This is a genomic window from Actimicrobium sp. CCC2.4 (assembly GCF_034347385.1).
Taxonomy (GTDB): Bacteria; Pseudomonadota; Gammaproteobacteria; order Burkholderiales; family Burkholderiaceae_D; genus Actimicrobium.
Window position 1 is genome coordinate 1,902,958 of the sequence record NZ_CP133777.1, and the last position, 24,490, is coordinate 1,927,447.

22 protein-coding genes and 1 tRNA gene are annotated in these 24,490 nt (G+C 61.7%); 8 read left to right on the forward strand and 15 right to left on the reverse strand.

Annotated features, from left to right (window positions below; all coding sequences use genetic code 11):
• The first annotated feature begins 41 nt into the window (after positions 1 to 41).
• The 3 genes from RHM62_RS08910 to RHM62_RS08920 all read left to right on the forward strand — a co-directional run bounded on the left by RHM62_RS08910 (position 42) and on the right by RHM62_RS08920 (position 2,798).
• The gene (locus RHM62_RS08910) at positions 42 to 485 is read left to right on the forward strand and encodes a hypothetical protein (protein WP_322125135.1); all 444 of its coding nucleotides are present in this window, start codon (positions 42 to 44) and stop codon (positions 483 to 485) included.
• A gap of 415 nt (positions 486 to 900) precedes the next feature.
• Positions 901 to 1,869 (forward strand): triphosphoribosyl-dephospho-CoA synthase MdcB, encoded by a 969-nt coding sequence (gene mdcB / locus RHM62_RS08915; RefSeq protein ID WP_416172322.1) that lies wholly within the window; start codon positions 901 to 903, stop codon positions 1,867 to 1,869.
• The gene (locus RHM62_RS08920; RefSeq protein WP_322125137.1) at positions 1,866 to 2,798 is read left to right on the forward strand and encodes an ACP S-malonyltransferase; all 933 of its coding nucleotides are present in this window, start codon (positions 1,866 to 1,868) and stop codon (positions 2,796 to 2,798) included. The genes mdcB and RHM62_RS08920 overlap by 4 nt, the downstream gene beginning before the upstream one ends.
• Before the next feature lie 20 nt (positions 2,799 to 2,818).
• On the opposite strand, the gene fdhD is transcribed toward RHM62_RS08920, so the two are convergent.
• From fdhD to RHM62_RS08975, 11 genes are all read right to left on the reverse strand, one after another.
• On the reverse strand, positions 2,819 to 3,676 hold the full coding sequence (gene fdhD / locus RHM62_RS08925) for a formate dehydrogenase accessory sulfurtransferase FdhD (RefSeq protein WP_416172302.1): 858 nt from the start codon (positions 3,674 to 3,676) through the stop codon (positions 2,819 to 2,821).
• A 46-nt stretch (positions 3,677 to 3,722) separates the two neighbouring features.
• Positions 3,723 to 3,818: transfer RNA gene (locus RHM62_RS08930), tRNA-Sec, on the reverse strand.
• An 82-nt stretch (positions 3,819 to 3,900) separates the two neighbouring features.
• Positions 3,901 to 5,859, reverse strand: a complete 1,959-nt coding sequence (gene selB, locus RHM62_RS08935) for a selenocysteine-specific translation elongation factor (protein WP_322125138.1) — start codon at positions 5,857 to 5,859, stop codon at positions 3,901 to 3,903.
• Entirely contained in the window at positions 5,856 to 7,322 is a 1,467-nt protein-coding gene (gene selA / locus RHM62_RS08940) for an L-seryl-tRNA(Sec) selenium transferase (RefSeq protein ID WP_322125139.1), read from the reverse strand. The genes selB and selA overlap by 4 nt, the downstream gene beginning before the upstream one ends.
• An 11-nt stretch (positions 7,323 to 7,333) precedes the next feature.
• Positions 7,334 to 8,332 (reverse strand): formate dehydrogenase accessory protein FdhE, encoded by a 999-nt coding sequence (gene fdhE, locus RHM62_RS08945; RefSeq protein WP_322125140.1) that lies wholly within the window; start codon positions 8,330 to 8,332, stop codon positions 7,334 to 7,336.
• Positions 8,333 to 8,426: 94 nt separating this feature from the next.
• Positions 8,427 to 9,068, reverse strand: a complete 642-nt coding sequence (locus RHM62_RS08950; RefSeq protein WP_322125141.1) for a formate dehydrogenase subunit gamma — start codon at positions 9,066 to 9,068, stop codon at positions 8,427 to 8,429.
• 2 nt (positions 9,069 to 9,070) lie between these two features.
• Positions 9,071 to 9,943 carry a formate dehydrogenase subunit beta gene (gene fdxH / locus RHM62_RS08955; RefSeq protein WP_416172323.1) on the reverse strand — a complete coding sequence of 291 codons (873 nt, stop codon included), beginning with the start codon at positions 9,941 to 9,943 and terminating at the stop codon, positions 9,071 to 9,073.
• A gap of 11 nt (positions 9,944 to 9,954) precedes the next feature.
• Positions 9,955 to 13,023 carry a formate dehydrogenase-N subunit alpha gene (gene fdnG, locus RHM62_RS08960; RefSeq protein ID WP_322125143.1) on the reverse strand — a complete coding sequence of 1,023 codons (3,069 nt, stop codon included), beginning with the start codon at positions 13,021 to 13,023 and terminating at the stop codon, positions 9,955 to 9,957.
• Between the two features lie 146 nt (positions 13,024 to 13,169).
• On the reverse strand, positions 13,170 to 14,246 hold the full coding sequence (locus RHM62_RS08965) for a substrate-binding domain-containing protein (RefSeq protein ID WP_322125144.1): 1,077 nt from the start codon (positions 14,244 to 14,246) through the stop codon (positions 13,170 to 13,172).
• A gap of 288 nt (positions 14,247 to 14,534) precedes the next feature.
• Complete coding sequence (locus RHM62_RS08970; protein WP_322125145.1) at positions 14,535 to 15,392, reverse strand: universal stress protein; 858 nt, start codon at positions 15,390 to 15,392, stop codon at positions 14,535 to 14,537.
• A gap of 11 nt (positions 15,393 to 15,403) precedes the next feature.
• The gene (locus RHM62_RS08975) at positions 15,404 to 16,888 is read right to left on the reverse strand and encodes a SulP family inorganic anion transporter (RefSeq protein ID WP_322125146.1); all 1,485 of its coding nucleotides are present in this window, start codon (positions 16,886 to 16,888) and stop codon (positions 15,404 to 15,406) included.
• Between the two features lie 174 nt (positions 16,889 to 17,062).
• Here RHM62_RS08975 and RHM62_RS08980 point away from each other — a divergent pair, with 174 nt between their 5' ends.
• The 3 genes from RHM62_RS08980 to RHM62_RS08990 all read left to right on the forward strand — a co-directional run bounded on the left by RHM62_RS08980 (position 17,063) and on the right by RHM62_RS08990 (position 19,303).
• Entirely contained in the window at positions 17,063 to 18,016 is a 954-nt protein-coding gene (locus RHM62_RS08980) for a DMT family transporter (protein ID WP_322125147.1), read from the forward strand.
• Between the two features lie 89 nt (positions 18,017 to 18,105).
• Complete coding sequence (locus RHM62_RS08985; protein WP_322125148.1) at positions 18,106 to 18,396, forward strand: nucleotidyltransferase; 291 nt, start codon at positions 18,106 to 18,108, stop codon at positions 18,394 to 18,396.
• A gap of 391 nt (positions 18,397 to 18,787) precedes the next feature.
• Entirely contained in the window at positions 18,788 to 19,303 is a 516-nt protein-coding gene (locus RHM62_RS08990) for a redoxin domain-containing protein (protein WP_322125149.1), read from the forward strand.
• Between the two features lie 25 nt (positions 19,304 to 19,328).
• On the opposite strand, the gene RHM62_RS08995 is transcribed toward RHM62_RS08990, so the two are convergent.
• Both RHM62_RS08995 and RHM62_RS09000 read right to left on the reverse strand, forming a co-directional pair.
• On the reverse strand, positions 19,329 to 19,889 hold the full coding sequence (locus tag RHM62_RS08995; RefSeq protein ID WP_322125150.1) for a cysteine hydrolase family protein: 561 nt from the start codon (positions 19,887 to 19,889) through the stop codon (positions 19,329 to 19,331).
• Positions 19,890 to 20,202: 313 nt separating this feature from the next.
• Positions 20,203 to 20,991 carry a hypothetical protein gene (locus RHM62_RS09000; RefSeq protein WP_322125151.1) on the reverse strand — a complete coding sequence of 263 codons (789 nt, stop codon included), beginning with the start codon at positions 20,989 to 20,991 and terminating at the stop codon, positions 20,203 to 20,205.
• A 330-nt stretch (positions 20,992 to 21,321) separates the two neighbouring features.
• Here RHM62_RS09000 and RHM62_RS09005 point away from each other — a divergent pair, with 330 nt between their 5' ends.
• A complete protein-coding gene (locus RHM62_RS09005) occupies positions 21,322 to 22,011 on the forward strand; it encodes a glutathione S-transferase (protein ID WP_322125152.1) in 690 nt (229 codons plus the stop codon).
• 112 nt (positions 22,012 to 22,123) lie between these two features.
• On the forward strand, positions 22,124 to 22,897 hold the full coding sequence (locus RHM62_RS09010) for an EAL domain-containing protein (RefSeq protein WP_322125153.1): 774 nt from the start codon (positions 22,124 to 22,126) through the stop codon (positions 22,895 to 22,897).
• Here the strand turns inward: RHM62_RS09010 and RHM62_RS09015 are convergent.
• Entirely contained in the window at positions 22,894 to 23,670 is a 777-nt protein-coding gene (locus RHM62_RS09015; RefSeq protein WP_322125154.1) for a sulfite exporter TauE/SafE family protein, read from the reverse strand. The genes RHM62_RS09010 and RHM62_RS09015 overlap by 4 nt on opposite strands.
• A complete protein-coding gene (locus RHM62_RS09020) occupies positions 23,667 to 24,380 on the reverse strand; it encodes a GntR family transcriptional regulator (RefSeq protein WP_322125371.1) in 714 nt (237 codons plus the stop codon). Before RHM62_RS09020 ends, RHM62_RS09015 begins: the two co-directional genes overlap by 4 nt.
• Positions 24,381 to 24,490: the final 110 nt, after the last annotated feature.

The following is a 24,490-nucleotide window of genomic DNA, read 5'->3' on the forward strand; positions in this document are numbered from 1 at the left end:
CCACCGGCATTACGGGCTTTTTTGAGATCGGGACATCCTTCATGAAGTCCGCTGAATCTTTTTTGCACCACACCAAACAGTGGGAGAAATCCGGTGAAATCATGTGGATCTGTTCCTGTTCGTCCGATGGCGACTTCATTCCCGATGAATTCAACCTTGCCGAAAAAGCGCTATGGGGTGACACCATTTTTGTCGGGATGTCTTTGAAGGCCATCTTTGGCCGGAGTGTCGACAAAGAGAAGGCGGGTTACCGCCAATGTCTGCAAACGGGCAGGGCCGAGCAGTTCCGCCAGTCGGCGCTCATCAACGGTGTCGAACGGCACTTCAATTTATATCTGACACCCGTCGAGTCGATACCCGCCGGTGCGATGCCCCGCACCTGGGGAAATGCACGCGAGATCACCGGCCTCGTCGAGGCCCGCGCCCGGGTGGCGCTGGTCAATCAGCCCCTGACGGCAGTGCGACTACGTGCCGGTTTGGCGTAGCACAGGCGGCAACTCCGCTATCTGCAGGAGGATCGCCAGGCCATCGTGGCCGACAACGCGCAGCGTGCGGGTAGCCGCAGCGACCCGTTCTAATCCTGGCCGATTCGCAGGGTCGACGGCTGCGGTATCGCAATGAAATGCCGGGCATTCACAACCACTGGCGTACCCCGGAAAATGCATCGGGCCGGCGCGTTACCGTGGCCACAAGGTGATCGCACTGGTTTATGATCAGGCGCTGTCCGGCGGGTTCATCACCAGCACGATGATGGCCGATGCCTGCTGTGCGTTGCCGGCATCGACGATCCGCGCGACGTACGTGCGTGCCCTGGCACCCGGCCTGGCCCGGCAGCACATAATTTTTGCGGTGACGGCGCTGCCGCCATCGTTTTCAGAATCACAGGATGGAGCACAGTACATGCATGAATCGGGACCTGTCGCCGCGCCGGACATCGCCGGCCAGCCTTACCGCGTAGAAGCGCAAAGTATTACCCGGCAGCAGTTTTGCGCGCAGATCGGCCGTCATGCGGTGCGCAGTCTGCACGCCGAGCTGGCCCTGTATCCGAAGCCGGGTCTGGTCTCGCTGGTCGACAATGGCAGCCATGACGACATGACAGCGGCGACCTTCGTGCGCAGCCTGTTCGCGCTGCGCCACTACTTCATCCGCATCACCGAAGCCGGTATGGCCGGTGCGCCATTTGGCACCCTGGAGCGGCTCGGTGTGGCGGCCGAAGCGCGCATGCTCAAGGCCACCGGCGGCATCAATACGCATCGTGGCGCGATCTTTTGTGTCGGCATGCTGTGCGCCGCGATTGGTGCATGCCGATCGCAGCGCATAGCGCTGTCGGCCGACGCGATCCGCGCCACCTTGCTGCGGCAGTGGGGCGCGGCGCTGACCGCACGGACAACGGCGGCTGTCACTCAAACGGACAGCCTGCCATCACACGGCATGCAAGCCGCCGCGCGGCATGCCGCCAGCGGTGCACGGGAAGAAGCTGCACTCGGTTTGCCTTCGGTATTCGAGCTCGCCTTGCCGGCGCTGCAGCGCACGCTCGATGCCGGACGCAGCCTGCATTGTGCGCAGGTCGATGCCTTTTTTTCGCTGATGGCGCACATCAGCGACACCAACGTCTATCACCGCGGCGGGGCTGCCGGTGCCGCAACGGTCAGGCAACTGGCGCAGGATTTTCTGGCGCGTGGCGGCAGCGCCGATCCGCACTGGATCAGTCATGCCATCGCCTGTCACGAGGTATTCGTCCGGCAACGCCTGTCGCCCGGCGGAGCGGCCGATCTGCTGGCCGCCAGTGTTCTGGTACATGTGGTCGTTAGCGATGGCATGCTGCCTTCAGTGGCCTGCGCTCACCGCCTGATGAAGCTCCAGCAATGAGGCAACGTCTGGCCATCCTGTGTCCCGGGCAGGGCGCACAACACCCGCAACTATTCGACTTGGCCGGCACCGATCCGCACGCCGCCAGCCTGCTGGCGCAATGGCCTGTGGCAGCGGCCTGCGGCGTGCCGCTGCCGGTCGCGCTGGCCGATCCGGCGCTGCTGTTTGCGAACCGGATCGCGCAGCCGCTGATCGTGGCGGCGGCACTGGCGATGTGGGAAGCGCTCAAGTCCAGCGTACCGGCACCGGCACTGGTGGCCGGCTACAGCATCGGTGAGCTCAGCGCCTACGGCATCGCAGGTGCCTTGCCGGCCGACGTGCTGATCGGTTTGGCAGCGATCCGCGCGCAGTGCATGGATGCGTGTACTACGCCATCGGCCCGCCAATCGCTGCTGGCTGTCTCCGGCCTGACGGTCGCTGCGCTGCAGCCGGTATTGGCACGTCATCAGTTGGCGGTGGCGATCCAGAATGGCGGGGACAGCCTGATCGTCGGCGGCTTCAGCGCCGACCTGCAGGCGGCCGAAGCCAGCCTGCAGCAACTGGGCGCGCAACTGACGCCTATTCAGGTCGAAGTCGCTTCGCACACGACCCTGATGCAGGACGCGGTCGCGCCGTTTCGCGCGGCACTCGAACAGAGTCCGTTCGCCAGCTTCAAGGCGCCGGTATTGGGCGGGGTCTCGGGTGCGCGGGTGTCGGGCAAAGAGGCAGCCATCACGGTGCTGTCGCGCCAGCTCGCCGAAAAAATCCAGTGGGATCAGTGCATGGATGCCTGCGCCGAAGCCGGCATCACGGTCGCGCTGGAACTCGGTCCCGGCAGCGCGCTGTCGCGCATGCTGCGGGCAAGGCATCCGGCAATTGAATGCCGTTCGGTCGCCGACTTCCGCACGCTGGCAGGTGTTGCCCGATGGCTGGAACGGCAGGGCTCCTGAGGGATTAACGTGCCGGCGACCTAGGCTGATTTCAGCAAGGGCAGGTCGTGGCAAAGACGTTCCGGATGGGTGTAGACGACATGGCCTTTTCCGCGCACGAAGCCGACTAATGTGAGCCCGACCTCGTCGGCCAGCCGCATCGCCAGCGCGGTCGGTGCCGACACGGCAGCGAGCAATCCGATACCGGCCATCGCGGCCTTCTGCACCATTTCATAGCTGGCGCGGCTGGTGATCAGCGCTGCACCGCTGGAAAAGTCGGTGCCGCGCGAGGTCAGCGCACCGACGAGCTTGTCGAGTGCATTGTGGCGTCCGACATCTTCGCGCACGACCGGTACTTGGCCATCGGCAGCCAGCCAGCCGGCGGCATGCGTCGATCCGCACGCCTGTTGCAGCACTTGCTGCTGCTCCATCGCGCTGAAGGCTTGATACAGTCGCGTGGCATCGATGCGCACAGCGCTGCCGACGCGCGGCGGCGTGCGCAGCACTTGCGCCAGCGTCTCGGCACCACACAAGCCGCAACCGGTGCGCCCGCTCATGTTGCGCCGGTGGTCTTTCATCGCGGCGAAGCATTCGCCTGAAATCCGCATCGCAATGCGGATGCCGCCGGCCTGCGCCAGCACTTCGCATTCGTACAGGTCGGATGGATGCCGGATCAAGCCTTCGCTGAGGCTGAAGCCCAGCGCGAAATCGTCGAGGTCGGTCGGTGACGCCAGCATCACCGCATGGGAGATACCGTTGTACTCGAGCGCGACCGGGACTTCTTCGGCCAGCATATCGAGGGCGCGCACTTCGCTGTTGCCGCGCCATGTCGAAACCATCGCCGGACTGAGCGGCGGATGGTGTGGTTCGTCAACAAGATGGAGGTCGGCATCACTCATGACACGGCCTGCCGTGATGGCAGCGCCATGTTGAGTGACAGGAAGGTGGCGGGAGAGCGTGGGAGTCGAACCCACCTGGGATTGCTGGCAACCCCACCCGGATTTGAAGTCCGGTCGTTCCACCAGGAAGCGCAGCTCTCCCAGTAATGATGTCCTGCAGGATGGCCAGACTGTTGCTCATCCACGGAGGTAGTACTTAACGTCGGAGACATTATACGGAGCTTTCATTGTTGCCACATGGCGTGCTGGCGGATCAGATGCCGGTCATGAATACGGCGCGTATAACCGACCCGATTGAAGAATTCGAGGATCTCGACGGCCAGCTTGCGGCCGGTGCCGATGCGGTCCCGGAACAACGCCACCGAGGCGTCGCCGTCGGTCTCGGCCAGCGTCTGCACATGCGCGGCAAGGCGGCGCACGGCGCCGTCGAGAAAGTAATGATCATGCGCGACTCGGTAGGTGAAGCCGAGCCGCGCGGCCTTGCCGAGCAAGCGGCGCAGTAGCTCTTCATCCTTGCCCAGCGCTACCGCGAGCGGTCGCACCCGCGGTGGCTGGAAAGCCGGTTCGGCCAGCAGCGGAACAACCTTCAGCCAGAGCGCTTGCTCGTCATCGGAAAACGCCACCGTGTGCGATGGCAGCGCAATAAACACATGGCTGATCGCGACGATGTGTTGGTCCTGCAGCAGTGCACGCAGCAGTTCGCGAAACACCGCCGGCGGCAAAGTGGGCAGTGCGATCCGGCGCAAGCGTTCGCGCTCGACGCCGACATAATCGGGTTCGCGCGCATGCAGCGTCGCCAGCGTTGTCAGTACCGCTTGCTGCAATTGCTGCCAGCGATCAGCGGCAAACGCATGGTGTCCGGTGTCGGTGCTGACAGCCACCGCACCGAGCTGCGTCAGCAGCGACTGCACGAACGGTACGGACAGGTTGCGATTGGCGGCAAATATATCGACATCGAGTCCGCTTGCATCCAGCACCAGCGTGCGTCGCAAGGCATCGATGGCCAGCGGTTCGCGTTGCGCTGCCAGCAACGCCAGTCGGGTTGCGGAGCGCTTGCCGCGCACCGGCACGCAAGCATCCAGCACCATACCGCCACCGATGGTTTGCTGAGCGCTGGCGTCGCGCAATACGATGCGGTCGCCATGGCAGATATGCAGCGGCACATCGAGCGCGAGTTCGGCCAGCATGCCCGACGCGGGCAAGAGCACATCGCCTTGCAGCAGCGCGATGCGCGCCGTCGTGTGGGCCGCGCCGACATGCACATGGACTGCGCTCCAGTGCCGCAGCGGCTTGCTGTCGGCCAGCAGCGCCAGATCGACGACCAGGCGTTCGCTCAGGTGCGTGATGGTGTCGGCCACGATCCAGTCGCCGCGATGCAGCGCACTACGTTCCAGCCCGACCAGGTTCAGCGACACACGCTGACCGGCGCCGCACTGTTCGACTGTCCGGTTCATCGCATGCATGCCGCGCACCCGTGCCGACAGCATCGGTCGATCACATTGGGAAGGCAGCACGTTGACGGTATCGCCGACCCGCAGCGAGCCGGCGTAGACGGTGCCGGTGACGATGGTGCCGCGACCATCGAGCGAAAAACAGCGATCCAGCGCCAGCCGGAATTGCCCGCCCTGTACTTCGGCGCTGACGTCCGCTGGGGGATGATCGTCATGCCAGCGACGCGCGACATCAGCCAGACATTGCTGCAGCGCCGGCACGCCGTCACCGCTGAGCGTGCTGACCGGGAACACCGGCGCATCGTTCAAAAAAGTACTGGCGAGCAGATGCTGCAACTCGCCGGTCACTTGCGCGACCCGTGCCTGCGGCACCAGATCAGTCTTGGTCAGCACCACCGCGCCGTGCTGCATCCCGAGCAATTGCAGGATGTGCAGATGCTCGCGGGTTTGCGGCATCACGCCGTCATCGGCGGCGATCACCAGCAGCGCGTAGCTGATGCCGGTAGCACCGGCCAGCATCGTGTGAATGAAGCGTTCATGACCGGGCATGTCAACAAATCCCAGCCGCGCACCGGCCGGATCAGCCGCATCGACCGGCTGATACGCATAGCCGAGTTCGATCGTGATACCGCGACTTTTTTCTTCGGCCAGACGGTCGGTGTCGACCCCCGTCAGTGCCCGCACCAGCGAGGTCTTGCCATGGTCGATGTGACCTGCGGTGCCAATAATCATGCGGCTGTCGTCAGCTGCGTGAGCACGCCCAACTGGGCCAGAAAGCCGCTTTCGTTTTCGAGCGTGCGCAAGTCCAGCCAGATCGCGCCATCCTTGATGCGACCGATGACCGGTGTCGGCAATTGCCGCAAGACTTCTTCGAGCGCCTGCACGGTGCGCCCGCTGCGCTTGCCCAGCGGCGCGATGACCAGCGCCCAGCTGTCGAGCCGTTCGACCGGCAACGAGCCGCTGCCGATCTGGCTTTGCGCCGGATGCAGCGTGACGTCGGCCACTGCACGCAGCGCCGTTTGCACCGACGCCAGCACGCGTTCGCCGACCTGGCGGATGTCGGCTTGCGGCCGGCTCAGCAAGCGCAGTACCGGCAAGTGCCGGGCCAGTTCCTGCGGATCGTCGAGGTGGTCGCGATAAGTGCGCAGTACGCCTTCGAGTGCGCCCAGGATCAGCTTGTCGCAGCGCAGCGCGCGCTTGAGCGGATGGCGCCGGATCTTCGCGATCAAGTCCTTGTTGCCGGTGATGATGCCGCTTTGCGGACCGCCCAGCAGCTTGTCACCGGAGAAGGTGACGACATCGGCACCGGCCTTCATCGCTTCCTGTGGCAGCGGTTCATGCGGCAGGCCGTAGCGTTCGAACGGCACTAGCGCACCACTACCCAGATCGACCATCAGCGGGATGCCGTGGGCACGCGCGAGCGTGGCCAGATCGGCTTCGGACGGGCTGGCGGTAAAGCCGACGACTTCAAAATTGGATGTATGGATACGCGCAATCAAGCCGGTCTGGTCCGACAGCGCGTTCTCGTAATCGTGCAGATGCGTGCGGTTGGTGGTGCCGACCTCGACCAGCTTGCAACCGGCTGCCTGCATGATGTCGGGGATGCGGAACGAGCCGCCGATCTCGACCAGTTCGCCGCGCGACACCGGCACTTCCTTGCCCTTGGCCAGCGCGCCCAGCACCAGCAGCACGGCGGCGGCGTTGTTGTTGACGATGGTGGCCGCTTCGGCACCGGTCAGTTCGCACAGCAAGCCTTCGGTGATGTCATCACGATCGCCGCGACCGCCTTTGGCGAGATCGTATTCGATCGTCACCGCTGAGCGCGCCGCCAGCACCATCGCCGTGATGGCTGCTTCCGGCAACTGGCTGCGACCGAGATTGGTGTGGATCACGGTGCCGGTCAGGTTGAAGACCGTACGCAGGTTGGAGCGCAGGTCGGTGGCCAGTTTGTGCGCGATTGCGCGGTGCAGCTGGTCGAGCGTGAACAGCTCGCCGGGAGACGCGACCAGCCGCTGGCGCGTGGTCGTCAGCGCCGACTGGATCGCCCGCTTGACCAGCGTGCGGCCGTGCTGTTGCGCGGCTTGTTGGGCCGACGCGCTGCCCATCAGGCGGTCGACCGACGGCAAGGTTTTCAGCGTCAGGGCGGCTTCGGGTAAGGAGTCACCCGCAGCGGGCGAAACCGAATGCTCATTCATGGCGTGCCTTGTCAGTGATCGGTAGCGTTCGCGAGCAGGGCGGTGTCGTCCTGTTCGTCCGGTGCCACGCCCGGAGAAAACAGCAGGTTTGGACCGCTGCGCAAATAGCCGGCTTCGTCGACCAGCATATCCAGCGCCAGCGTCGCGAGGTCGTCGGCGGTGGCTTCCATCATCGGCACTTTTTCACGGCTGAAAATCTTCAGATAGCTGTGGCAGGTGTCGCAGGCTTCGGCCCGCGCGAAGGCGATCTTGCGCGACGGCGCGGCATTGTCTTCGGCACCGGTCAGGCTGTAATAGGCAATGCCCTTGGTCGATTCGCACGACGAGCAGGTCACGCGCACCATGTGCCACTGGGTACTGCACAGCGAGCAATGCAGGTAGCGCAGATTCGATTGCGCCGCGCCGATTTCGACCACGCTGGCAACCGGTCGCGCCGCGCAGACCGGGCACACCGAGGAGCTGCCGACATGACCCAGTTCGTCTTCGGTCAGCGTTGCGGCCTGACGCATCCACCACACTTGCAAGGCCGCGCCTATCAGCGGTGCGAGCAGCGCGTGACGCACCGGATCATCACCGGCAATACCGCCATCGAGGACGGCATCGGCCAGCGCTTCGCGGCTATCGCTGTCCATCGCGGTCAGTGTCGCGGCGGCGTCGGCGAAGCCGGTGACGTCATGGCTGATCAGGTGGCTGATGATGGCGTCGAGGTCTTTCTGCCATTCGTGGTTGCGGGCAACGGACTGCCACGACAGCGGCGGCATGCCGTGCAGGCGCGATTGCGCCAGCGCGGCTGCATCGACCGGCGTCGCGCTTTGCAGCGGCAAGGCGGCGTGCTGCGCTTGTGCCAGTTGTCCCATCACGGCGAGGAACGGGCCCATCGCGTGGTTCTGGGCGAGCTGATGAAAGCGGCGCGCGCGCGCATCGAACAACGACGCATCGACCGGCAGCGCCACTTGGGGAAACGGATCTACCTGGCCGATTTCGCCAGGTCCGAGAATTTTGGTAGCCATAGGTACTTCAGTATTTAGGGACAACGGTTGGACTGCGGAACAGCATTGAAAAAAGCCCGGCGCGTCAGCTTCGACACGCCGGGGTAAAACTGTTTTAGTGCGGTGCTTCGGCGACTTTTTCCTGCGTCATTTCGCGATACCACTCCGGGTGATGGTGCTTGGCCCAGGCGGCATCGACATTACCCCGGGTCATCGCACGCAAGGTGCCCTTGACCCAGATGGCGGCGTACACATGGACGATCAGCGAGACGATGCCAATGAATGCCGCCAGCATGTGGATGACAGCGCCCCAGCGCACGACACCGATCGGAAAGTAGCCGGCAAACCAGGCGCGCCAGATCACGATGCCGGAGACCAGCAGGAAGCCGACGCTCCACACCATGCTCCAGAACATCAGCTTCTGACCGGCGTTGTACTTGCCGATCGGGAGCTTGTCCGGACCGTCACCGTTGTTGATGACTTCGTCGATGCGCTTGAGCCATTCGATATCGACTGCCTTGAACCGGTTGTCTTTCCAGACCCGTAACGACAGGCCGACAAAGGTCAGGGACAGCACGATGCCGATAAACGGATGCAGGATGCGGGCCCAGACCGGGCCGCCCAGGACACTCGACAGGAAGAAGTACGACGGATGAAAAAACGCCAGTCCCGACAGCGACAGCACGATGAAACACATCGCGACGATCCAGTGATTGACCCGGTCCGACGTGGCATAGCGGTGGATGTACTTGACCATGATTAGCGCTCTTCCTTTTCCTCGGCCGGTTCCGCATGCACTTCTTTCGGACCGCGACTGATGTAATGGAAGAAGCCACCAAGGATGGCCAGGCCAATTCCCAGCGACATGAACGGCTTGGTCACACCCTTCCACACCGACACCAGCGGACTGATGGTCGGATTGGTTGGCAGGTTGTGATATAGCCCTGGCTTGTCGGCGTGATGCAGCACATACATCACGTGCGTGCCACCGACACCGGCCGGGTTGTACAGGCCGGCGTTGTCATAGCCACGCTCTTTCAGGTCGACGACACGCTCTTCGGCTTGCGTGATCATCGCTTCCTTGGTGCCGAACATGATCGAGCCGGTCGGGCAGGCTTTGACGCAGGCCGGTTCCTGGCCGACGGCCACGCGATCCGAGCACAACGAACACTTGTAAGCCTTGTCGTCGATCTTGGAAATACGGGGCACGTCGAACGGGCAACCGGCGATGCAGTAACCACAGCCGATGCACAGGTCTTGATTGAAGTCGACGATACCGTTGGCGTACTGCACGATGGCGCCGGGTGCCGGGCAGGCTTTCAGGCAGCCCGGATCTTCGCAATGCATGCAGCCATCCTTGCGGATGAGCCACTCGAGCTTGCCGGCTTCCTCGACTTCCGAGAACCGCATGACGGTCCACGAACTGCCGGTCAGGTCGCGCGGATTGTCGTAGACGCCGGAGTTGTCACCGACCTCGTCACGCAGGTCGTTCCATTCCATGCACGCCGATTGGCAGGCCTTGCAGCCGATGCACTTGGAGACGTCGATCAGCTTGGCCAGCGGCACCGTCGCCGAGCGGGTGGATGCCGGCGTCGTCGTGGTGGCCGATTTTCTTACTATGTCTGAAGTCATCATGGGAGCTCCTAAGCTTTCTCGACGTCGACCAGGAACGCCTTGAATTCCGGCGTCTGGGTATTGGCATCACCGACACTCGGCGTGAGCACGTTCATGATGTAACCGTTCTTGGTCTGTCCCTTGAAACCCCAGTGGTTCGGAATCCCGACCGTGTGGGTTTCTTTGCCGTCGATCATCAGGGCGCGCAGACGCTTGGTCACGACGGCCTTCGCAATGAGTTCACCACGTTTGGAACGGACCTTGATACGGTCACCGTTGACGATGCCCTTGAGCGCCGCGAGCTTGTCGCCAATCTCGACGAACTGTTCCGGCTGCAGCACGGCATTGATGCGCTGATGCTTGGTCCAGGTCGCGAAGTGCTCGGTGAGGCGATAGGTCGTCGCCACATACGGAAACTCCTTGTTGCTGCCGAGCTGTTCACGATCGCCCTTGAACACCCGTGCTGCCGGGTTGTTCAGTGCGACCGGATTGTTCGGCCAGAACAGGTTTTTATCCATCGGTGACTCGAACGGCTCGTAGTGCTCCGGGAACGGACCTTCGGCCATCTTGTCGATCGCAAAGAAGCGCGCCACGCCTTCGGAGTTCATGATGAACGGACCGACGTGTTCTTCTGGCGCTGCATCGGCACGCATGTCGGGTACATCGACACCGGTCCACTTGCTGCCTTTCCACTCGACCAGCTTGCGCTTGCTATCCCAGGCCTTGCCTTCGGGATTCGCTGACGCCCGGTTGTACAGAATCCGGCGATTGGCCGGCCAGGCCCAGGCCCAGTTCGGCGTATTGCCCATACCCGTGTCGGTATTGTCGCGACGCGCCATCTGATTGCCTGCCTGCGTCCAGCAGCCGGAAAAAATCCAGGTGCCGCACGCCGTCGTGCCATCGTCACGCAATTGCGCAAACCCGGCCAGCTGCTCGCCGGCTTTGGCGATGACCTTGGTCGGGTCTTTCGGATCGAACACATCCGCCAAGGCTCGGCCGTTGAATTCCTTGGCCATCTCTTCGGACGTTGGCACCATCGGATCACGATGATTCCAGGTCAGATCACGGATGGCATCCGGGAAGGCGCCGCCATCCTTCTGGTACAGCGCGCGAATTTTCTGGAACAGCGTGGCGATGATTTCGAGATCGCCCATCGCTTCGCCCGGTGACTCCGAACCTTTCCAGTGCCATTGCAAGACCCGGCTGGAACTGACCAGCGAACCATCTTCTTCGGCAAACAAGCTGCACGGCAGCCGGTACACGGCGGTCTGGATGGCGGCGGAATCGACCGGATTGAATTCGCCGTAGTTCTTCCAGAATTCCGAGGTTTCGGTTGCCAGCGGATCGATCACCACCATGAACTTCAGCTTCGACAGTGCGGTATTGATCTTGGCCTTGTTCGGGAACGAAGCCAGCGGGTTAAAGCCCTGAACAATGTAGCCGTTCATCTTGCCCTGGAACATGTTGTCGAACACCCGCATGATGTCGTGGTCCATGTCGACCTTGGGCAGGTAATCGAAGGCCCAGTTGTTTTTCTTGGTCGCGGCATTGCCGTACCAGGCTTTCATCAGGCTGACGTGGAATTTCTCGTAGTTCTGCCAGTAGCTCATCTGACCCGGACGCAGCGGCTTCACCGCCCGCTTGTCGATGTAGGCGCGGTAGTCGGTTTCCTTGTCGCCGGGCAGACTCATGTAGCCCGGCAGCAGTGTCGACAGCAAGCCCAGATCCGTTAGGCCCTGGATGTTCGAGTGACCACGCAGCGCATTCATGCCACCGCCCGCCAGGCCGATATTGCCCAGCAACAGCTGCACCATCGCACCGGCCCGGATCATCTGCGCACCCTGGCTGTGATGGGTCCAGCCGAGCGCGTACAGAATCGTCATCACGCGACTGGTGGTCGAGGTGGTGGCGATCTGCTCGCAGACATTGAGGAACGCGTCTTTCGGCGTACCGCAAATCCGCTCGACCAGCTCCGGCGTGTAGCGGCTGTAATGGACCTTCATCAAATTGAAGACACAGCGCGGATCTTGCAGCGTCGGATCGGTCTTGACGAAACCGTCTTCGCCTTTTTCGTAGCCCCAGCTGGTTTTGTCGTACTTGCGCTTGTCCAGGTCATAGCCGGTGAACAAGCCATCCTTGAGGCCAAAGCTCGCATTGACGATGAAGCTCGCGTCGGTGTAATTCCTGACGTATTCGGCCTGGTATTTTTTATTTGTGATCAGGTAGTTCATCAGACCACCGAGGAACGCAATATCGGTTCCTGCGCGCAACGGCGCATACGTGTCGGCGACGGCGGCCGAACGCGTAAAGCGCGGATCGACCACGATCAGCTTTGCCTTGTTGTGGGCCTTGGCTTCGATCACCCATTTGAAACCGCATGGATGGGCTTCAGCTGGGTTGCCACCCATGACCAGTACCATGTCTGCATTCTTGATATCGACCCAATGATTTGTCATCGCGCCACGTCCAAACGTCGGGGCAAGACCTGCCACCGTCGGTGCGTGTCAAACGCGGGCCTGATTATCAATGGCGATGATGCCCAGCGAACGGACGAATTTCTGCGTCAGGTAGCCGGTTTCATTGGATGCTGCCGAGGCGGCCAGCATGCCGGTCGACAACCAGCGATTGACGGTCGCGCCATCCGCATTCCTGGCAATGAAATTGGCATCGCGGTCGTCCTTCATCAGCTTGGCGACTTCGTCGAATGCCTGGTCCCAGCCTATCGGTTCCCATTTGTCGGAACCCGGGCGACGTACTTCCGGATGCTTCAGACGGGTCGGGCTGTGGATCATGTCCAGCAGCGCCGCACCCTTCGGGCACAACGTACCGCGATTGACCGGATGGTCCGAGTCACCCTCGATGTGGAACACTTCCGACTTGACGTTCTTGGACTTGTCGCCGGTGCTGTACATCAGGATGCCGCATCCGACCGAACAGTAGGCGCAGGTATTGCGGGTTTCGGTGGCGCGGTCGAGCTTGTAAATACGCATTTCGGCGTGAGCGATGGAAGGCATCACACCTAATGCAGCGAGCGTCGAGGTGCCAACCCCGGCTGCGCAAATTCTAAAAAATTGCCGTCGATTCACTGGCTTGTTCATCACCATTCCTTTTTTCTTGTCAGTCAACATACTTCATTCGATTATGGCAAAACTTGCTATTGGAAAACTTTTGAAATGGTACAGTACTTGGTAGGAAACTTTTTTTGACCGAAAGGTACGAATTCATTCCCTTGTTCATGATGGGGTCATGGCGCACTGATGACGGCGAAGGCTTCGTCGACGCTCAGGATGGTCCCCGTATCGCTGACGTCATAGCCGGGCAAGTCGTTGACGGTGGCGCGCAATTCGTTGGAGTTGAGTACCCCCATGACCGCCATGAAGCGGATGTCGGCCAGCAGGGTCTGATCGCACACCAGGAAATACCGCTCGGTAAGCAGGGGCACGAAGTCGAGGTCGAACTGGCGTGCCGCGGTTTCGACGCCGATACCGGCATCAGCTTTGCCGCACAGGATGTAGGCCGCGACCGCTGCGTGGGTCAGTTCGGTGTTTTCGTAACCGTTGACGTCGGTGCCGCTCTTCCCTTCCTGCGCCAGCAGCAGATCGACAATGAGCCGCGTGCCCGAGCCAAGCTGACGATTGACGAACAATACTTCCGGGCGCAGCAGGTCGGCAATGTGCCAAATTTGTTTGGGATTGCCTTTGGCGACCATGATGCCCTGGCGTCGGTTGGCCAGCTTGATCAGACGGTGGCCCGGCTTGAGCAGCGGTGCGAAGTGTCTGAAAATCGCTGTCTCGCAGGAGCCGACCGGCACATGAAATCCGGCGACATCGCAATTGCCGCGGCTCAGGGCGCTGACGGCTTCGAGGCTGCCGCGATAACTCAGGTCCAGCGGCACCTGCTCTTTTTGCAGGCGGCGGTTCAGCGCCTCGATCGCAAAGCCGTGGCTGGCGTAGATTTTCAGGACATCGCGCAACTCGGAAATCGCACTCTGGATGTCGGCGTCGATTTCGTTTGCCATGCTCGCGAGCAGCGGGTCCATGCGCGCATGAATGAGCCGGTCGGCGGCGATCAAGCGCTGGCCCAGCGGCGTCAGCACCGAGCCGCGACCGCGCGACATGCTCACCACCGGCGCACCGATCGCGGTTTCCATATCGGCCAGCGCATCCCAGGCGTGCCGGTAGGACATCGCCAGTGCTTTGCTGGCCGCCTGCAAATTGCCTGCTTTGTCGATGGCGACCAGCAATGCCAGTCCCTTGACCAGCGAAAAGGGCTTGTCATCGCCATTAAGCAAGAAGGAAACAGGGCGGATTTCGATTTTCATATATGCGGTTTATTGCTTATTAAAGTGACTTGCAGCAGCCGGTGTCCGGCTAGCTAATTGCGCTATGAAGATTGAGCTGCAGGTCGCCATACTAACAAAAAAAAATAAATTCAGAATATATAAAATAATGCCTATTTGGAGGCGTAGGAGAGAGAGATCTCCGGTCGCACTGAGTCGACGATAAATTGCTTGGGGGTATTTTAGGGGGGGTGAGAATTGGGAATGCTCGGGACGCGGGAGCACAGCGTGCGTCTGGCGCACGCTCCCTGCGGGCCGTGGCGTTGATGCCTAGCGCAGCAGCAGAATAGGAATCCGTGTGGTCCGCAGCAACGTGGTGGTGGTGCTGCCGAGGATCAGTTGCCGTAGGCGCGAATGGCCGTAGGCACCCATGACCATGAGATCGATTGCCTGCGTCCTGGCGTAATCGGCGAGGACGTGATCGGCGTCGCCCGGCAGCAGATCCGCCGTGACAGTCAGGCCATTGCCGGCCAGTTGCCGGCGGGCCTGTTCCAGCGCAATCCGATGGCTGTCGGTTTCTGCGCCCACCATCACCACAGCGCAGGACAAGCCACGAAACAGCGGGCTGGTGGCGAGCAGGGCGATGCCCTTGTCCGCGGTGGCGCTGGCATCGAAGGCGATCATGATCTTGTGCACTGGCACAAAGGTGGCGGGCACGACCAGGATGGGGCGGTGCAGCGCACGCACCACGCGTTCCAGATTGCCACCGAGGTGACGCGCGGCCTGGTCTGCCGCATCGCCGCGCTGGCCCACCACGAACAGCCGGACATCGTGTTCGAGCTCGAGCAGCGTATCGACCAGTTCGCCGTGCCATTGATGGCCTTGCGGTGCGGCGATGCCGGCGTCATGTGCGCGCGCCCTGGCGCTATCGAGCAGCAGCCGGCCGCCTTCCTGCGCGATGCGGTTGCGCTGTTCATCCAGCGCGGCGAGCTGGTCGAGCAAGTCTTCGCGCGATCCCAGTCCGATATTGCCGCTCAGGTCGCTGTGGCTGGCTGGCTGCGCGACGCGGTCCAGCACATGGGCAAATTGTAGCGGCGCCTCCAGTCGCTGTGCCGCCCAGACCGCGTAATCGCAGACGGTGGTGCTGTAGCCGGATTGATCGATGCACGCGATGATCTGCTGGTTCATGCGGTGGCTCCTTAGTGTTTGAGGGATGGGTCGAGAGCGTCCGGTTTGTCATGGATGCCGAACTGATCGACGATGGTGGCGCTGGCTGCGTTCATGCCGATGATCTCGACCACGGTGCCTTGCCGGCGGAACTTGATGACGACCTTGTCGAGCGCGCCGACGGCGGTGATATCCCAGAAATGCGCGTTGCTGACATCAATGCGCACGCGTTCGATGGCTTCCCGGAAATCAAACGCGGCATTGAAGGTAGCCGACGAGGCGAAGAACACCTGGCCGGTGACGGTGTAGTCGCGCACATCGCCGTCGCCGGAAGTCACCGAGCTGATACGCAGCAAGCGGCCGACCTTGGCGGCAAAGAACAGCGCGCTCAGCAGCACGCCGACAAAGACACCTTTGGCCAGATCATGCGTGGCAACGACGACGACCACGGTGGCGACCATGACGATGCTGGAGCTGAGCGGATTTTTCGGCAGGTTGCGCAGCGAGTCCCAGCTGAACGTCCCGATCGACACCATGACCATCACCGCCACCAGCGCCGCCATCGGAATCATTCCGACCCACGGTCCCATGAAGACCACCATGATCAGCAGGACTACGCCAGCCGTGAGTGTCGACAAGCGTCCTCGTCCGCCGGATTTGATGTTGATGACCGACTGCCCGATCATCGCGCAACCGGCCATGCCGCCGAGCAGGCCGGAGGCAATATTGGCCACGCCCTGGCCGGCGCATTCGCGGCTCTTGTTGCTCGGCGTATCGGTCAGGTCATCGATGATGGTGGCGGTCATCATCGATTCGAGCAGGCCGACGATGGCCAGTGTCAGTGCATACGGAAAGATGATCTGCAGTGTCGCCAGGGTCAGCGGTACATCGGGGAACAGGAAGAGCGGCAGGCTGTCGGGAAGCTGCCCCATGTCCTTGACGGTCCGGATATCGAGCCCCAGCCAGAGCGACAGTGCGGTCAGCACGACGATGCAGACCAGCGGCGACGGCACCGCGCGGGTGAGGTAGGGGAACAGATAAATGATGGCCAGTCCGCCGGCGACCATCGCGTAGACCACCCAGGTGACGTTGATCAGTTCCGGCAATTGCGCCATGAAAATCAGGATCGCCAGCGCATTCACAAATCCGGTCACGACCGAGCGCGATACGAATCGCATCAGCGTGCCCAGGCGCAGCGCGCCGGCAATGATCTGGAACACGCCGGTCAGCAAGGTCGCCGCCAGCAGATATTGCAAGCCGTGATCCTTGACCAGCGTCACCATCACCAGCGCCATCGCGCCGGTAGCCGCCGAGATCATGCCTGGCCGGCCGCCGACAAAGGCGATCACCACGGCAATGCAGAAGGACGCGTACAGACCCACTTTCGGATCGACGCCGGCGATGATGGAAAAGGCAATCGCCTCCGGAATAAGCGCCAGCGCGACGACCACGCCGGCAAGCACATCGCCGCGCATGTTCGATAGCCAGTCTAGCCGCAGTTGTTTTTGGAGTGACATGGGATTCCGTTTCAAATGAATGGGGCAACGCGTTCCGGCGGGCGAGCTACCCGGTGGTACTGTTTGATCTTTCGCAGTATTTTACAGGCATGTTTCCGGGGCGCAGGATGCAAGGCCGCTGCGGCCGGCATGGCATGTGCGACACTGCGCCCCCCGTCGAATTGGAAATTAACCATGCGCAATGGCGTGTTGTGCGGTCTGCTGGCCGGAGCGTTGTGGGGCATGGTGTTCATCGTGCCGGAAATCCTGTCGGCATTTTCGCCGCTGGAACTGGCGGTCGGCCGCTACATCGCCTATGGCGTCATCGCCGTTACACTGATGTTGCCGCGTCTGCGCGGTCTGCTGCTGCGCCTTGAACGCGACGACGTTGCCGCGCTGCTGCGTCAGGCACTGACCGGCAATCTCCTTTATTACATGCTGCTGGCACTGGGCGTGAAGCTGGCCGGCGTGGCCCCGACGTCGCTGATCATCGGCTTGCTGCCGATCTCGGTCACGCTGATCGGTCACAAGGATCACGGCGCGGTCCCGTTGCGCCGGCTCATTTTGCCATTGCTGGTGGTGGCCGCCGGCATCGTCTGCATCAACATCGACCTGTTCAGCCACGCCAGCGCCTCCGGCATCGACGTCGCGCGCACCATGCTCGGGGTGCTGTCGGCCACCGGCGCACTGCTGTGCTGGACCTGGTACGCCATCGACAATGCGCGCTATCTGCGGGGCAATCCGCATTTCAGTAGCACCGAATGGTCGGCCCTGTACGGCATGTCGAGCGGGTTGATCGCGCTACTGATCGGCGTTGCGGCGTTTGCGATTTGGCATGAGCAGGTGACCGGTGTTGCCGCTGTGGCCAGCGGGCGTGACTGGACGCTGTTCTGGATCGCCAACAGCCTGCTGGCGCTGGGCGCGTCCGTGATCGGCAACCAGTTATGGAACATCGCCAGCCGCAGCGTGCCGATGACGCTGACCGGGCAGCTGATCCTGTTCGAGACGTTATTCGCCTTGCTGTACGGCTTCATTTACCAGCAGCGATTGCCACGTACGCTGGAGATTGCCGCGATGGTGCTGCTGATTGCCGGGGTGCTGTGGTCGGTGCGGGTTCACGCGCTGCAAAAGCGCGCTGTGCCGGCTTGACCGGAGGGCACGTCGAACGCCGGTTCCGATTCAATGGAATAATCCGGGCCTCTGTTCACGCTCCTCTTAAAGGTTGACCCCAATTGGCAATGCGACCATCCACCGTCCTAGAAATGAACCGGCCATTCATCCGCGCCACCGCAACCCGCTTCCGGGCGGCTAATCCACGCATATTCTGGGCGACGCAGGACGGCTCGACGCTCAATGGTGCCGGACTCGATCTTGTGGTCGATGCGCTAGCCGGTGCCACCGCCGTCGATCTGGGCGGACTGCAGGAAGAACTGGAAGCGCGGTTGCGTGTTCCGGTCACGGTGTGGACGCCGGCTGACTTGCCGGGCGGACTTCGGGATGAGTTGCTGGCTGACGCCCGCCCGGTTTAGGTCGTAAGGTGCAATAACCGCAGGGCATTGCACCGAATGCTTCTCTTGCGGTTGATGAAACGATGTTTGCCCGGTCGTGGCGGAGCAAACACAGGTTTAGTTACCGCAGTCAGTCCACTCGGTGCAATGCCCTTCGGTTATTGCACCCTACGATATTGCGAGCGCAAACCTCCGTTGGTAGTCGTACGATGGGCACAACCATCCGTGCCCACGCGCGCGCACCAGAAATCGTTGCCAGTTCCGGTCGTTTGCAGGACGCCCGGGTAGGCACGTTGGCGCTGACACCCCAGCGTTCGCCTGCGCACAGACAGCGCGTTTTCATCGGCCCATCCTGATGCTTCATTCCCGGACTGCGCATGCCATGCGCCAGCCCATTTTCAGAGGTGAATCGATGAGCAATACAAAGATGAACGCAGGTGCCGCATTTCCTGACATGGCATGGGACGCGGTAGGTGGCGGGCGCATCGCCCCGAAGACGGATTCCGGCTGGCGCATGCTGGTGGTCTATCGCGGCAAGCACTGCCCGCTCTGTAAAAAATACCTCGACCAGCTTGAGCAATTGCAGGGCGCATTCAAGGCCGCCAACATACAGATCGCGGCGGTGTCCGCCGATCCGCAGGCAAAAGCCGAGGCAGAGGCGGCTGAATGCAAGTGGACTTTTCCGCTGGGCTACGGCCTGTCGATTCCGCAAATGCGCGAACTCGGGCTGTACATCTCGGACCCGCGTTCGCCGGAAGAAACCGACAGGCCATTTTCCGAACCCGCGATTTTCGTGATTAACCCGGAAGGCCATGTCCAGATCGTCGATATCTCCAATGCGCCGTTTGCCCGGCCGGATCTTGCGTCAATGCTGCAGGGCCTGAAGTTCATTCTCGACAAAGGCTATCCGATTCGCGGGCAAGCCTGATCGTCGGGGGCGATTCGCCTGAGTGTTAGCGACCTTTCGGCAAGGCAGCCAGGACCTGCGCAGCCGACACGACTTTACCGAAAGCCCCATCAAGCGCAGCCATGAATGCCGTCTGCACGGCAGCAGCCGGTACGGTCATACCGCCCGAAGCGAGATCCCGGGTCGCGCAGGCATCCTGCACCACCTGGCAATCAAAGCCCAGATCAGTCGCTGCCCGCACGGTCGAGTCTATGCACATGTGCGTCATCATGCCGACCACCACAAGACGGGTGATGCTGGCAGCGCGCAGCGTCTCGGGCAGGGCGGTCTCGCGGAACGCGTTCGGGTAATGCTTGGTAATGACGGTTTCATCGGTCAGCGGCAGCATGCTGGAATGGATTTGTGCGCCGGTGGTATCCGGCCGGAAGAAGGTCGCTTCCGGTTGGGGCGCAATGTGCTGGACGTGAATGACCGGTATGCCTTTGATGCGGCAGGCTGCAAGCAACAGGGCAGCCTGGCGGGCGGCGGCGTCGGCGCCGACCAGCTCCATGGTGCCGCCGGGGAAGTAGTCGTTCTGGATGTCGATGATGAGCAAGGCTGTTTGCATTTTTTCCTCGATGTGATTGAGATTGTCAGCAGGGCGCGGCTTGCTGCACGCTACGGGTGAGTAAGTTTTTTTATACTACAGGCTTTTAGCTATCCCGATTTAAGGGGCTGGCGGTCCTGTCCTGGCTCCGGCCCACGATCGGATCCCTGCCTATGTTCAACTGCTTCGAGGGGATTTTTCCTTGAGCGCAAACGTTCTTCGTTAGCTGGATTTGTCTAAGCATTGCCATGACCAAGCCGGGGTGAGGCGCAGCGGTGGACGCGCCTTCGACAAGCTCAAGGCGAACGTTTGATGCTTATGTCAAAACTCTCGATCAAGCCGCGTGCCGCGCAGTCTCCAGCGCCGCAGTGAGCACCACAACCCGCTCGATCAGCGCAGCGTTTTGCACAGTCAATTCAAGCACTCTGGCCTGCAGCGCATCCGTGTCGACAGGCGGTACCGCATCGACTTCCGGCACGGGCGTACGCGCCGGTCGGGTGCCGGCTTTCATCTCCCGCACTTGCTTCGCTGCTTGTTGCAACTCCTTCTTTCCACCAGCGACTGCCGCGACCTGATCAGCCGCCGGCAGCGTCGATACTTCTGCCGCCGCATTGATCGAAATCGTCCCGGCCCGCACTGCCTCGACCAGCTCCGGCGTGGCTCCCTTTTGGATTTTTTCGATGCGGGTAATCGTATTGCTGCTGATGCCGGCCAGACGGGCGACGTCGTCACGCGTGGTAATCGGCGCGCCCACAATGGCGGGCGTGCCGACGGGCGCGTCCTGCATGTGCACCCGATGACGGGCGGTGACAATGTCCTTCTTGCGCAAGGCCAGCACGCCACGCTGAAAATCCGACACGCTGCGGCGCGCCAGATGGTTATCGATCATCCACAGCATCACGTCAGCTATCGTGCCGAAACTGGTGTTCTGCACCGTATTGAAGGCGATCCCGTGTTGCTGGCAGATCGCATACCGGTTATGACCGTCGATGAGGATATCGCCCCACAGGACCAGCGCATCGCGGCAGCCTTCGGCGAGCAGGCTGCGCTCGAGTGCCGTGTACTCGTTGGTGGTGAGCGGATCGATGGTGCCGCGGAGTTCGTCGTTGACGGTGATGTGCATGGATGACCTTGAAAAGTGGTGATATCGGGTCGCGGTGAGACCCGCCGCGACGCCGGGAGCGACATGGTAAAGCAGTTGTCGCCGGCGAACCCGGCCTCGCGCACTCGTCAATCCCTGAATCGCCCGTCGTCGTGCGCTGCTTAAAAAAGCAGCAGTGCCGCCAAGCTGCATGGCCAGTGGCTTGCGAGCGCTTCGCACAGGGTTATGCACAAAGTTGTTCACACTTTGCGGGCATAAGTTTTTCAGGGCGCGCCGTCGAGGACGAACCGGCGTGCCGTATATACTCAAGCCCCGCTCTGCCAACCCCGTTCGCTCCCCGACAGGAACCCCATGATCACCGTCCATCATCTCGACACCTCCCGCTCGCAGCGCATCCTGTGGCTGCTCGAAGAACTCGGTCTTCCCTACGAGATCAAGCGCTATCAGCGCAACAGGCAGACCCGCCTCGCGCCACCCGAACTGAAGGCCATCCATCCGATGGGCAAGTCGCCGGTCATCACTGATGGCGGCGTTACGGTGGCCGAATCCGGTGCCATCGTCGAATACCTCGTCGAGACCTATGGCGACAAGGGCACCGGTGACTGCGCCGCGCTGCAACCGCGGCAGGGCACGCCCGAGTATCGCGAGTGCCGTTTCTGGATGCATTTTGCCGAGGGCTCGCTGATGAACTGGCTGGTCATGAAGCTGGTGTTCACCAGCATCCCGACGCAGCCGATGCCATTTTTTGTGCGCCCGATCGCGCGTAAATTATGCGAGCAGGTACAACTGAAACTGATCGATCCCAACCTCGCCACGGCGATGGCTTACATGGAGCAGCATCTGGCCACGCATGCCTGGTTTTCCGGCGAACAGATGACGATGGCCGACTTCCAGATGAGCTTTGCCGTCGAGGCAGCGCTGTCGCGCGCGGCGAATGCGGGCCGGTATCCGGCACTCATGGCCTACAAGAAAAAAATGAATGCGCGGCCGGCCTATCAGCGGGCAATCGGGAAGGGCGGTCCGGTGATGATGTCGGCTTGATGCGCTTGCCGGCGATCTGATGACGATGGAATCTGAAGGAGGAAAGGTACGTCAGGTTGACCATGGCGGTGCTACCATCCGTGCATTAAAAAAAAATACCACAGGGAATATCGTGCCCAATAAAATCATCCGGGTCTTGCCGATCGAGATACCTGACCCCGGTTGCGCAGTCTGCAAGGATCAGCTGGATTTTGATTTTACGTTCGCCTTCCAGCCTATCGTCGATGTCGAACAGCGCACGGTCTACGCCTACGAGGCGCTGGTGCGCGGCACCGACGGCGAAGGCGCAGCCGAGATCCTCGGCAAGGTCAACGACGACAATCGCTACCGCTTCGACCAGGGCTGCCGGATCCGCAGTATTTTTCTGGCCCAGCAGCTGGGCATGACCTGCCGGATCTCGATCAACTTCCTGCCCAACGCGATTTATCAGCCCGAACTGTGCATCCGCACCACCATCCTGGCCGCCGAAGCGGCCGGTTTTCCGCTGGACCGGATCATTTTTGAAGTCACCGAATCCGAACAGATCCTCGAGCCGGAAAAACTGCTGTCGATTTTCCGCTACTACCGTGATCGCGGTTTCGCCACGGCCATCGACGACTTCGGTGCCGGTTACGCAGGTCTCGGCCTGCTGACCGATTTCCAGCCAACGCTGATCAAGATCGACATCAAGCTGGTGCGCGATATCGATACCAATCCGGTCAAGCAAGCGGTAGTCAAGGGCATCCTGCTGACCACCGGTTTGCTGGGCGTCGAAGTCATCGCCGAAGGAGTCGAGACCGCCGCCGAAGCACGTTGGTTCAAGGCCAACGGCATCCGCCTGATGCAGGGATATTATTTTGCGCGGCCGGGTTTCGAGTCGCTGCCGACCGTCGAGAACTGGGTCTAAGCCAGGCTTGCCTGGAAATAGGTTTTCCAGAAAAAGTAAGCCGTCATCCCGACCGCCACCACGATCACGATAGACCGGATCACCCGTGGTGACGCCTTGCGTGCCAGCCGCGCACCGATGTAGCCGCCGATGATTGCCCCGCCGCACATCACCAGCGCCCAGTGCCAGACGATGGCACCGGCAATCGCAAACGGAATCACCGCAATGCCGTTCATGCACGAGGTCAGCAAGGTCTTCAGCCCGTTCATCTGATGGATGCGGGTAAAGCCGATTTGCCCGAGCAGGGCCAGCGTCGCAATGCCGACCCCGGCACCAAAATACCCGCCGTAAATCCCCAGAAAAAATTGTGCCGGCATGGCCCAGCGCGGCAGGATCATTACGTCCGGTTGCGCACCGTGCCGGCGTGACAGCAGCGGCCCGAGAATGAACAGCAAGGTCGCCGCCAGCAGCAGGAACGGCACGGCCTTGTTGAAGGCGACTTCCGGCGTCCACAGTACCAGCAGCGCACCGATGATGCTGCCCAGCCCGCTCGAGAGCACCAGGCGCAGGTTGACGGCGCTGGTCTGGCGCAATTCTTCGCGATAGCCGTGTGCGCTGGCCGCGGTGCCCAGCCACATCGCCGTGTTGTTGGTGGCATTGGCCGCGATGCCTGGCATGCCGGTCAGCAGCAAGGCGGGGAAGGTCAGGAACGAACCGCCGCCGGCGACTGCGTTGATACCGCCGGCCAGCATTGCCACGCCGAACAAGGTCAATCCTGTCGTTAGCACCGTCATTGCGGCGAGGTCGCCGGCAGGCTGGCCAGCGCGGTCATCGTCGTTAGCTGCGGCAGGGACGCGATCAGATCGGCGAAGCGCTGGCCCTGGATCATGATGTGATTGCGCAGCAGCGTGGCGGTCAGCTCGCCATCGCCGGCGATGATCGCATTGACGACTGCCTCGTGTTCATTGAACGAATTCGCGATGCGATTGCGGACCCGCAATTGCAGGCGGCGATACGGTCGCAAGCGCCGGTGCAGCGCCAGCGCCTGTTCAGTCAGGAAGGTGTTGTGACTGCCGCTGTAGAGCGCCGCGTGGAAGGCTTCGTTCTTGTAGAAGTAGCCATCCGGGTCTTGCGCGTCGCGCGCCTGTTCGCAAGCGTGGTGCACGATCAGCAGTTGCTGATGTTCGTCCGGCGTCATGCGCCGCGCTGCCAGCCGGCCGCACATGGCTTCGAATTCCGACATCACCTCGAACATCTCGACGAGCTGCTGCGGACTGACTTCGGCGACCACTGCACCGCGGCGCGGCCGGATCACGATCAATCCCATCGAGGCGAGCTGGATCAGGGCTTCGCGGATCGGCGTGCGCGAGACGTCAAATTTTTCCGCAAGCACGGTCTCGTCGAGATGGGCACCAGGCGCGAGTTCGCCGACGGCGATCATCTCTTCGATGGCCTCGCGCAGGGATGATGAGCGGTTCTTGATTGGGCTGGTCGGGGTATCGATCACGGTCACCATGGTGATAATTAACTTGAGTCGAGTATAGGGTGTATTTAAACCTTGACAATGCATGCAGTAAATATATTCTTGTATACACAAAAAAGCAGTGCCCCTTG

Excerpts from the sequence above, each read along its gene's own strand:
- RHM62_RS08995 (WP_322125150.1), bottom strand. The coding sequence starts at position 19,889 with ATGCAAACAGCCTTGCTCATCATCGACATCCAGAACGACTACTTCCCC.
- RHM62_RS08975 (WP_322125146.1), bottom strand. The coding sequence starts at position 16,888 with ATGTCACTCCAAAAACAACTGCGGCTAGACTGGCTATCGAACATGCGC.
- selB (WP_322125138.1), bottom strand. The coding sequence starts at position 5,859 with ATGATTATTGGCACCGCAGGTCACATCGACCATGGCAAGACCTCGCTG.
- RHM62_RS08980 (WP_322125147.1), top strand. The coding sequence starts at position 17,063 with ATGCGCAATGGCGTGTTGTGCGGTCTGCTGGCCGGAGCGTTGTGGGGC.
- RHM62_RS08990 (WP_322125149.1), top strand. The coding sequence starts at position 18,788 with ATGAGCAATACAAAGATGAACGCAGGTGCCGCATTTCCTGACATGGCA.
- RHM62_RS08965 (WP_322125144.1), bottom strand. The coding sequence starts at position 14,246 with ATGAAAATCGAAATCCGCCCTGTTTCCTTCTTGCTTAATGGCGATGAC.
- RHM62_RS09015 (WP_322125154.1), bottom strand. The coding sequence starts at position 23,670 with ATGACGGTGCTAACGACAGGATTGACCTTGTTCGGCGTGGCAATGCTG.
- RHM62_RS08985 (WP_322125148.1), top strand. The coding sequence starts at position 18,106 with ATGCGACCATCCACCGTCCTAGAAATGAACCGGCCATTCATCCGCGCC.
- RHM62_RS09000 (WP_322125151.1), bottom strand. The coding sequence starts at position 20,991 with ATGCACATCACCGTCAACGACGAACTCCGCGGCACCATCGATCCGCTC.
- selA (WP_322125139.1), bottom strand. The coding sequence starts at position 7,322 with ATGAATGAGCATTCGGTTTCGCCCGCTGCGGGTGACTCCTTACCCGAA.
- RHM62_RS08920 (WP_322125137.1), top strand. The coding sequence starts at position 1,866 with ATGAGGCAACGTCTGGCCATCCTGTGTCCCGGGCAGGGCGCACAACAC.
- RHM62_RS09005 (WP_322125152.1), top strand. The coding sequence starts at position 21,322 with ATGATCACCGTCCATCATCTCGACACCTCCCGCTCGCAGCGCATCCTG.
- mdcB (WP_416172322.1), top strand. The coding sequence starts at position 901 with ATGCATGAATCGGGACCTGTCGCCGCGCCGGACATCGCCGGCCAGCCT.
- fdhD (WP_416172302.1), bottom strand. The coding sequence starts at position 3,676 with ATGAGTGATGCCGACCTCCATCTTGTTGACGAACCACACCATCCGCCG.
- RHM62_RS08910 (WP_322125135.1), top strand. The coding sequence starts at position 42 with ATGAAGTCCGCTGAATCTTTTTTGCACCACACCAAACAGTGGGAGAAA.
- RHM62_RS08950 (WP_322125141.1), bottom strand. The coding sequence starts at position 9,068 with ATGGTCAAGTACATCCACCGCTATGCCACGTCGGACCGGGTCAATCAC.
- fdhE (WP_322125140.1), bottom strand. The coding sequence starts at position 8,332 with ATGGCTACCAAAATTCTCGGACCTGGCGAAATCGGCCAGGTAGATCCG.
- fdxH (WP_416172323.1), bottom strand. The coding sequence starts at position 9,943 with ATGACTTCAGACATAGTAAGAAAATCGGCCACCACGACGACGCCGGCA.
- RHM62_RS08970 (WP_322125145.1), bottom strand. The coding sequence starts at position 15,392 with ATGAACCAGCAGATCATCGCGTGCATCGATCAATCCGGCTACAGCACC.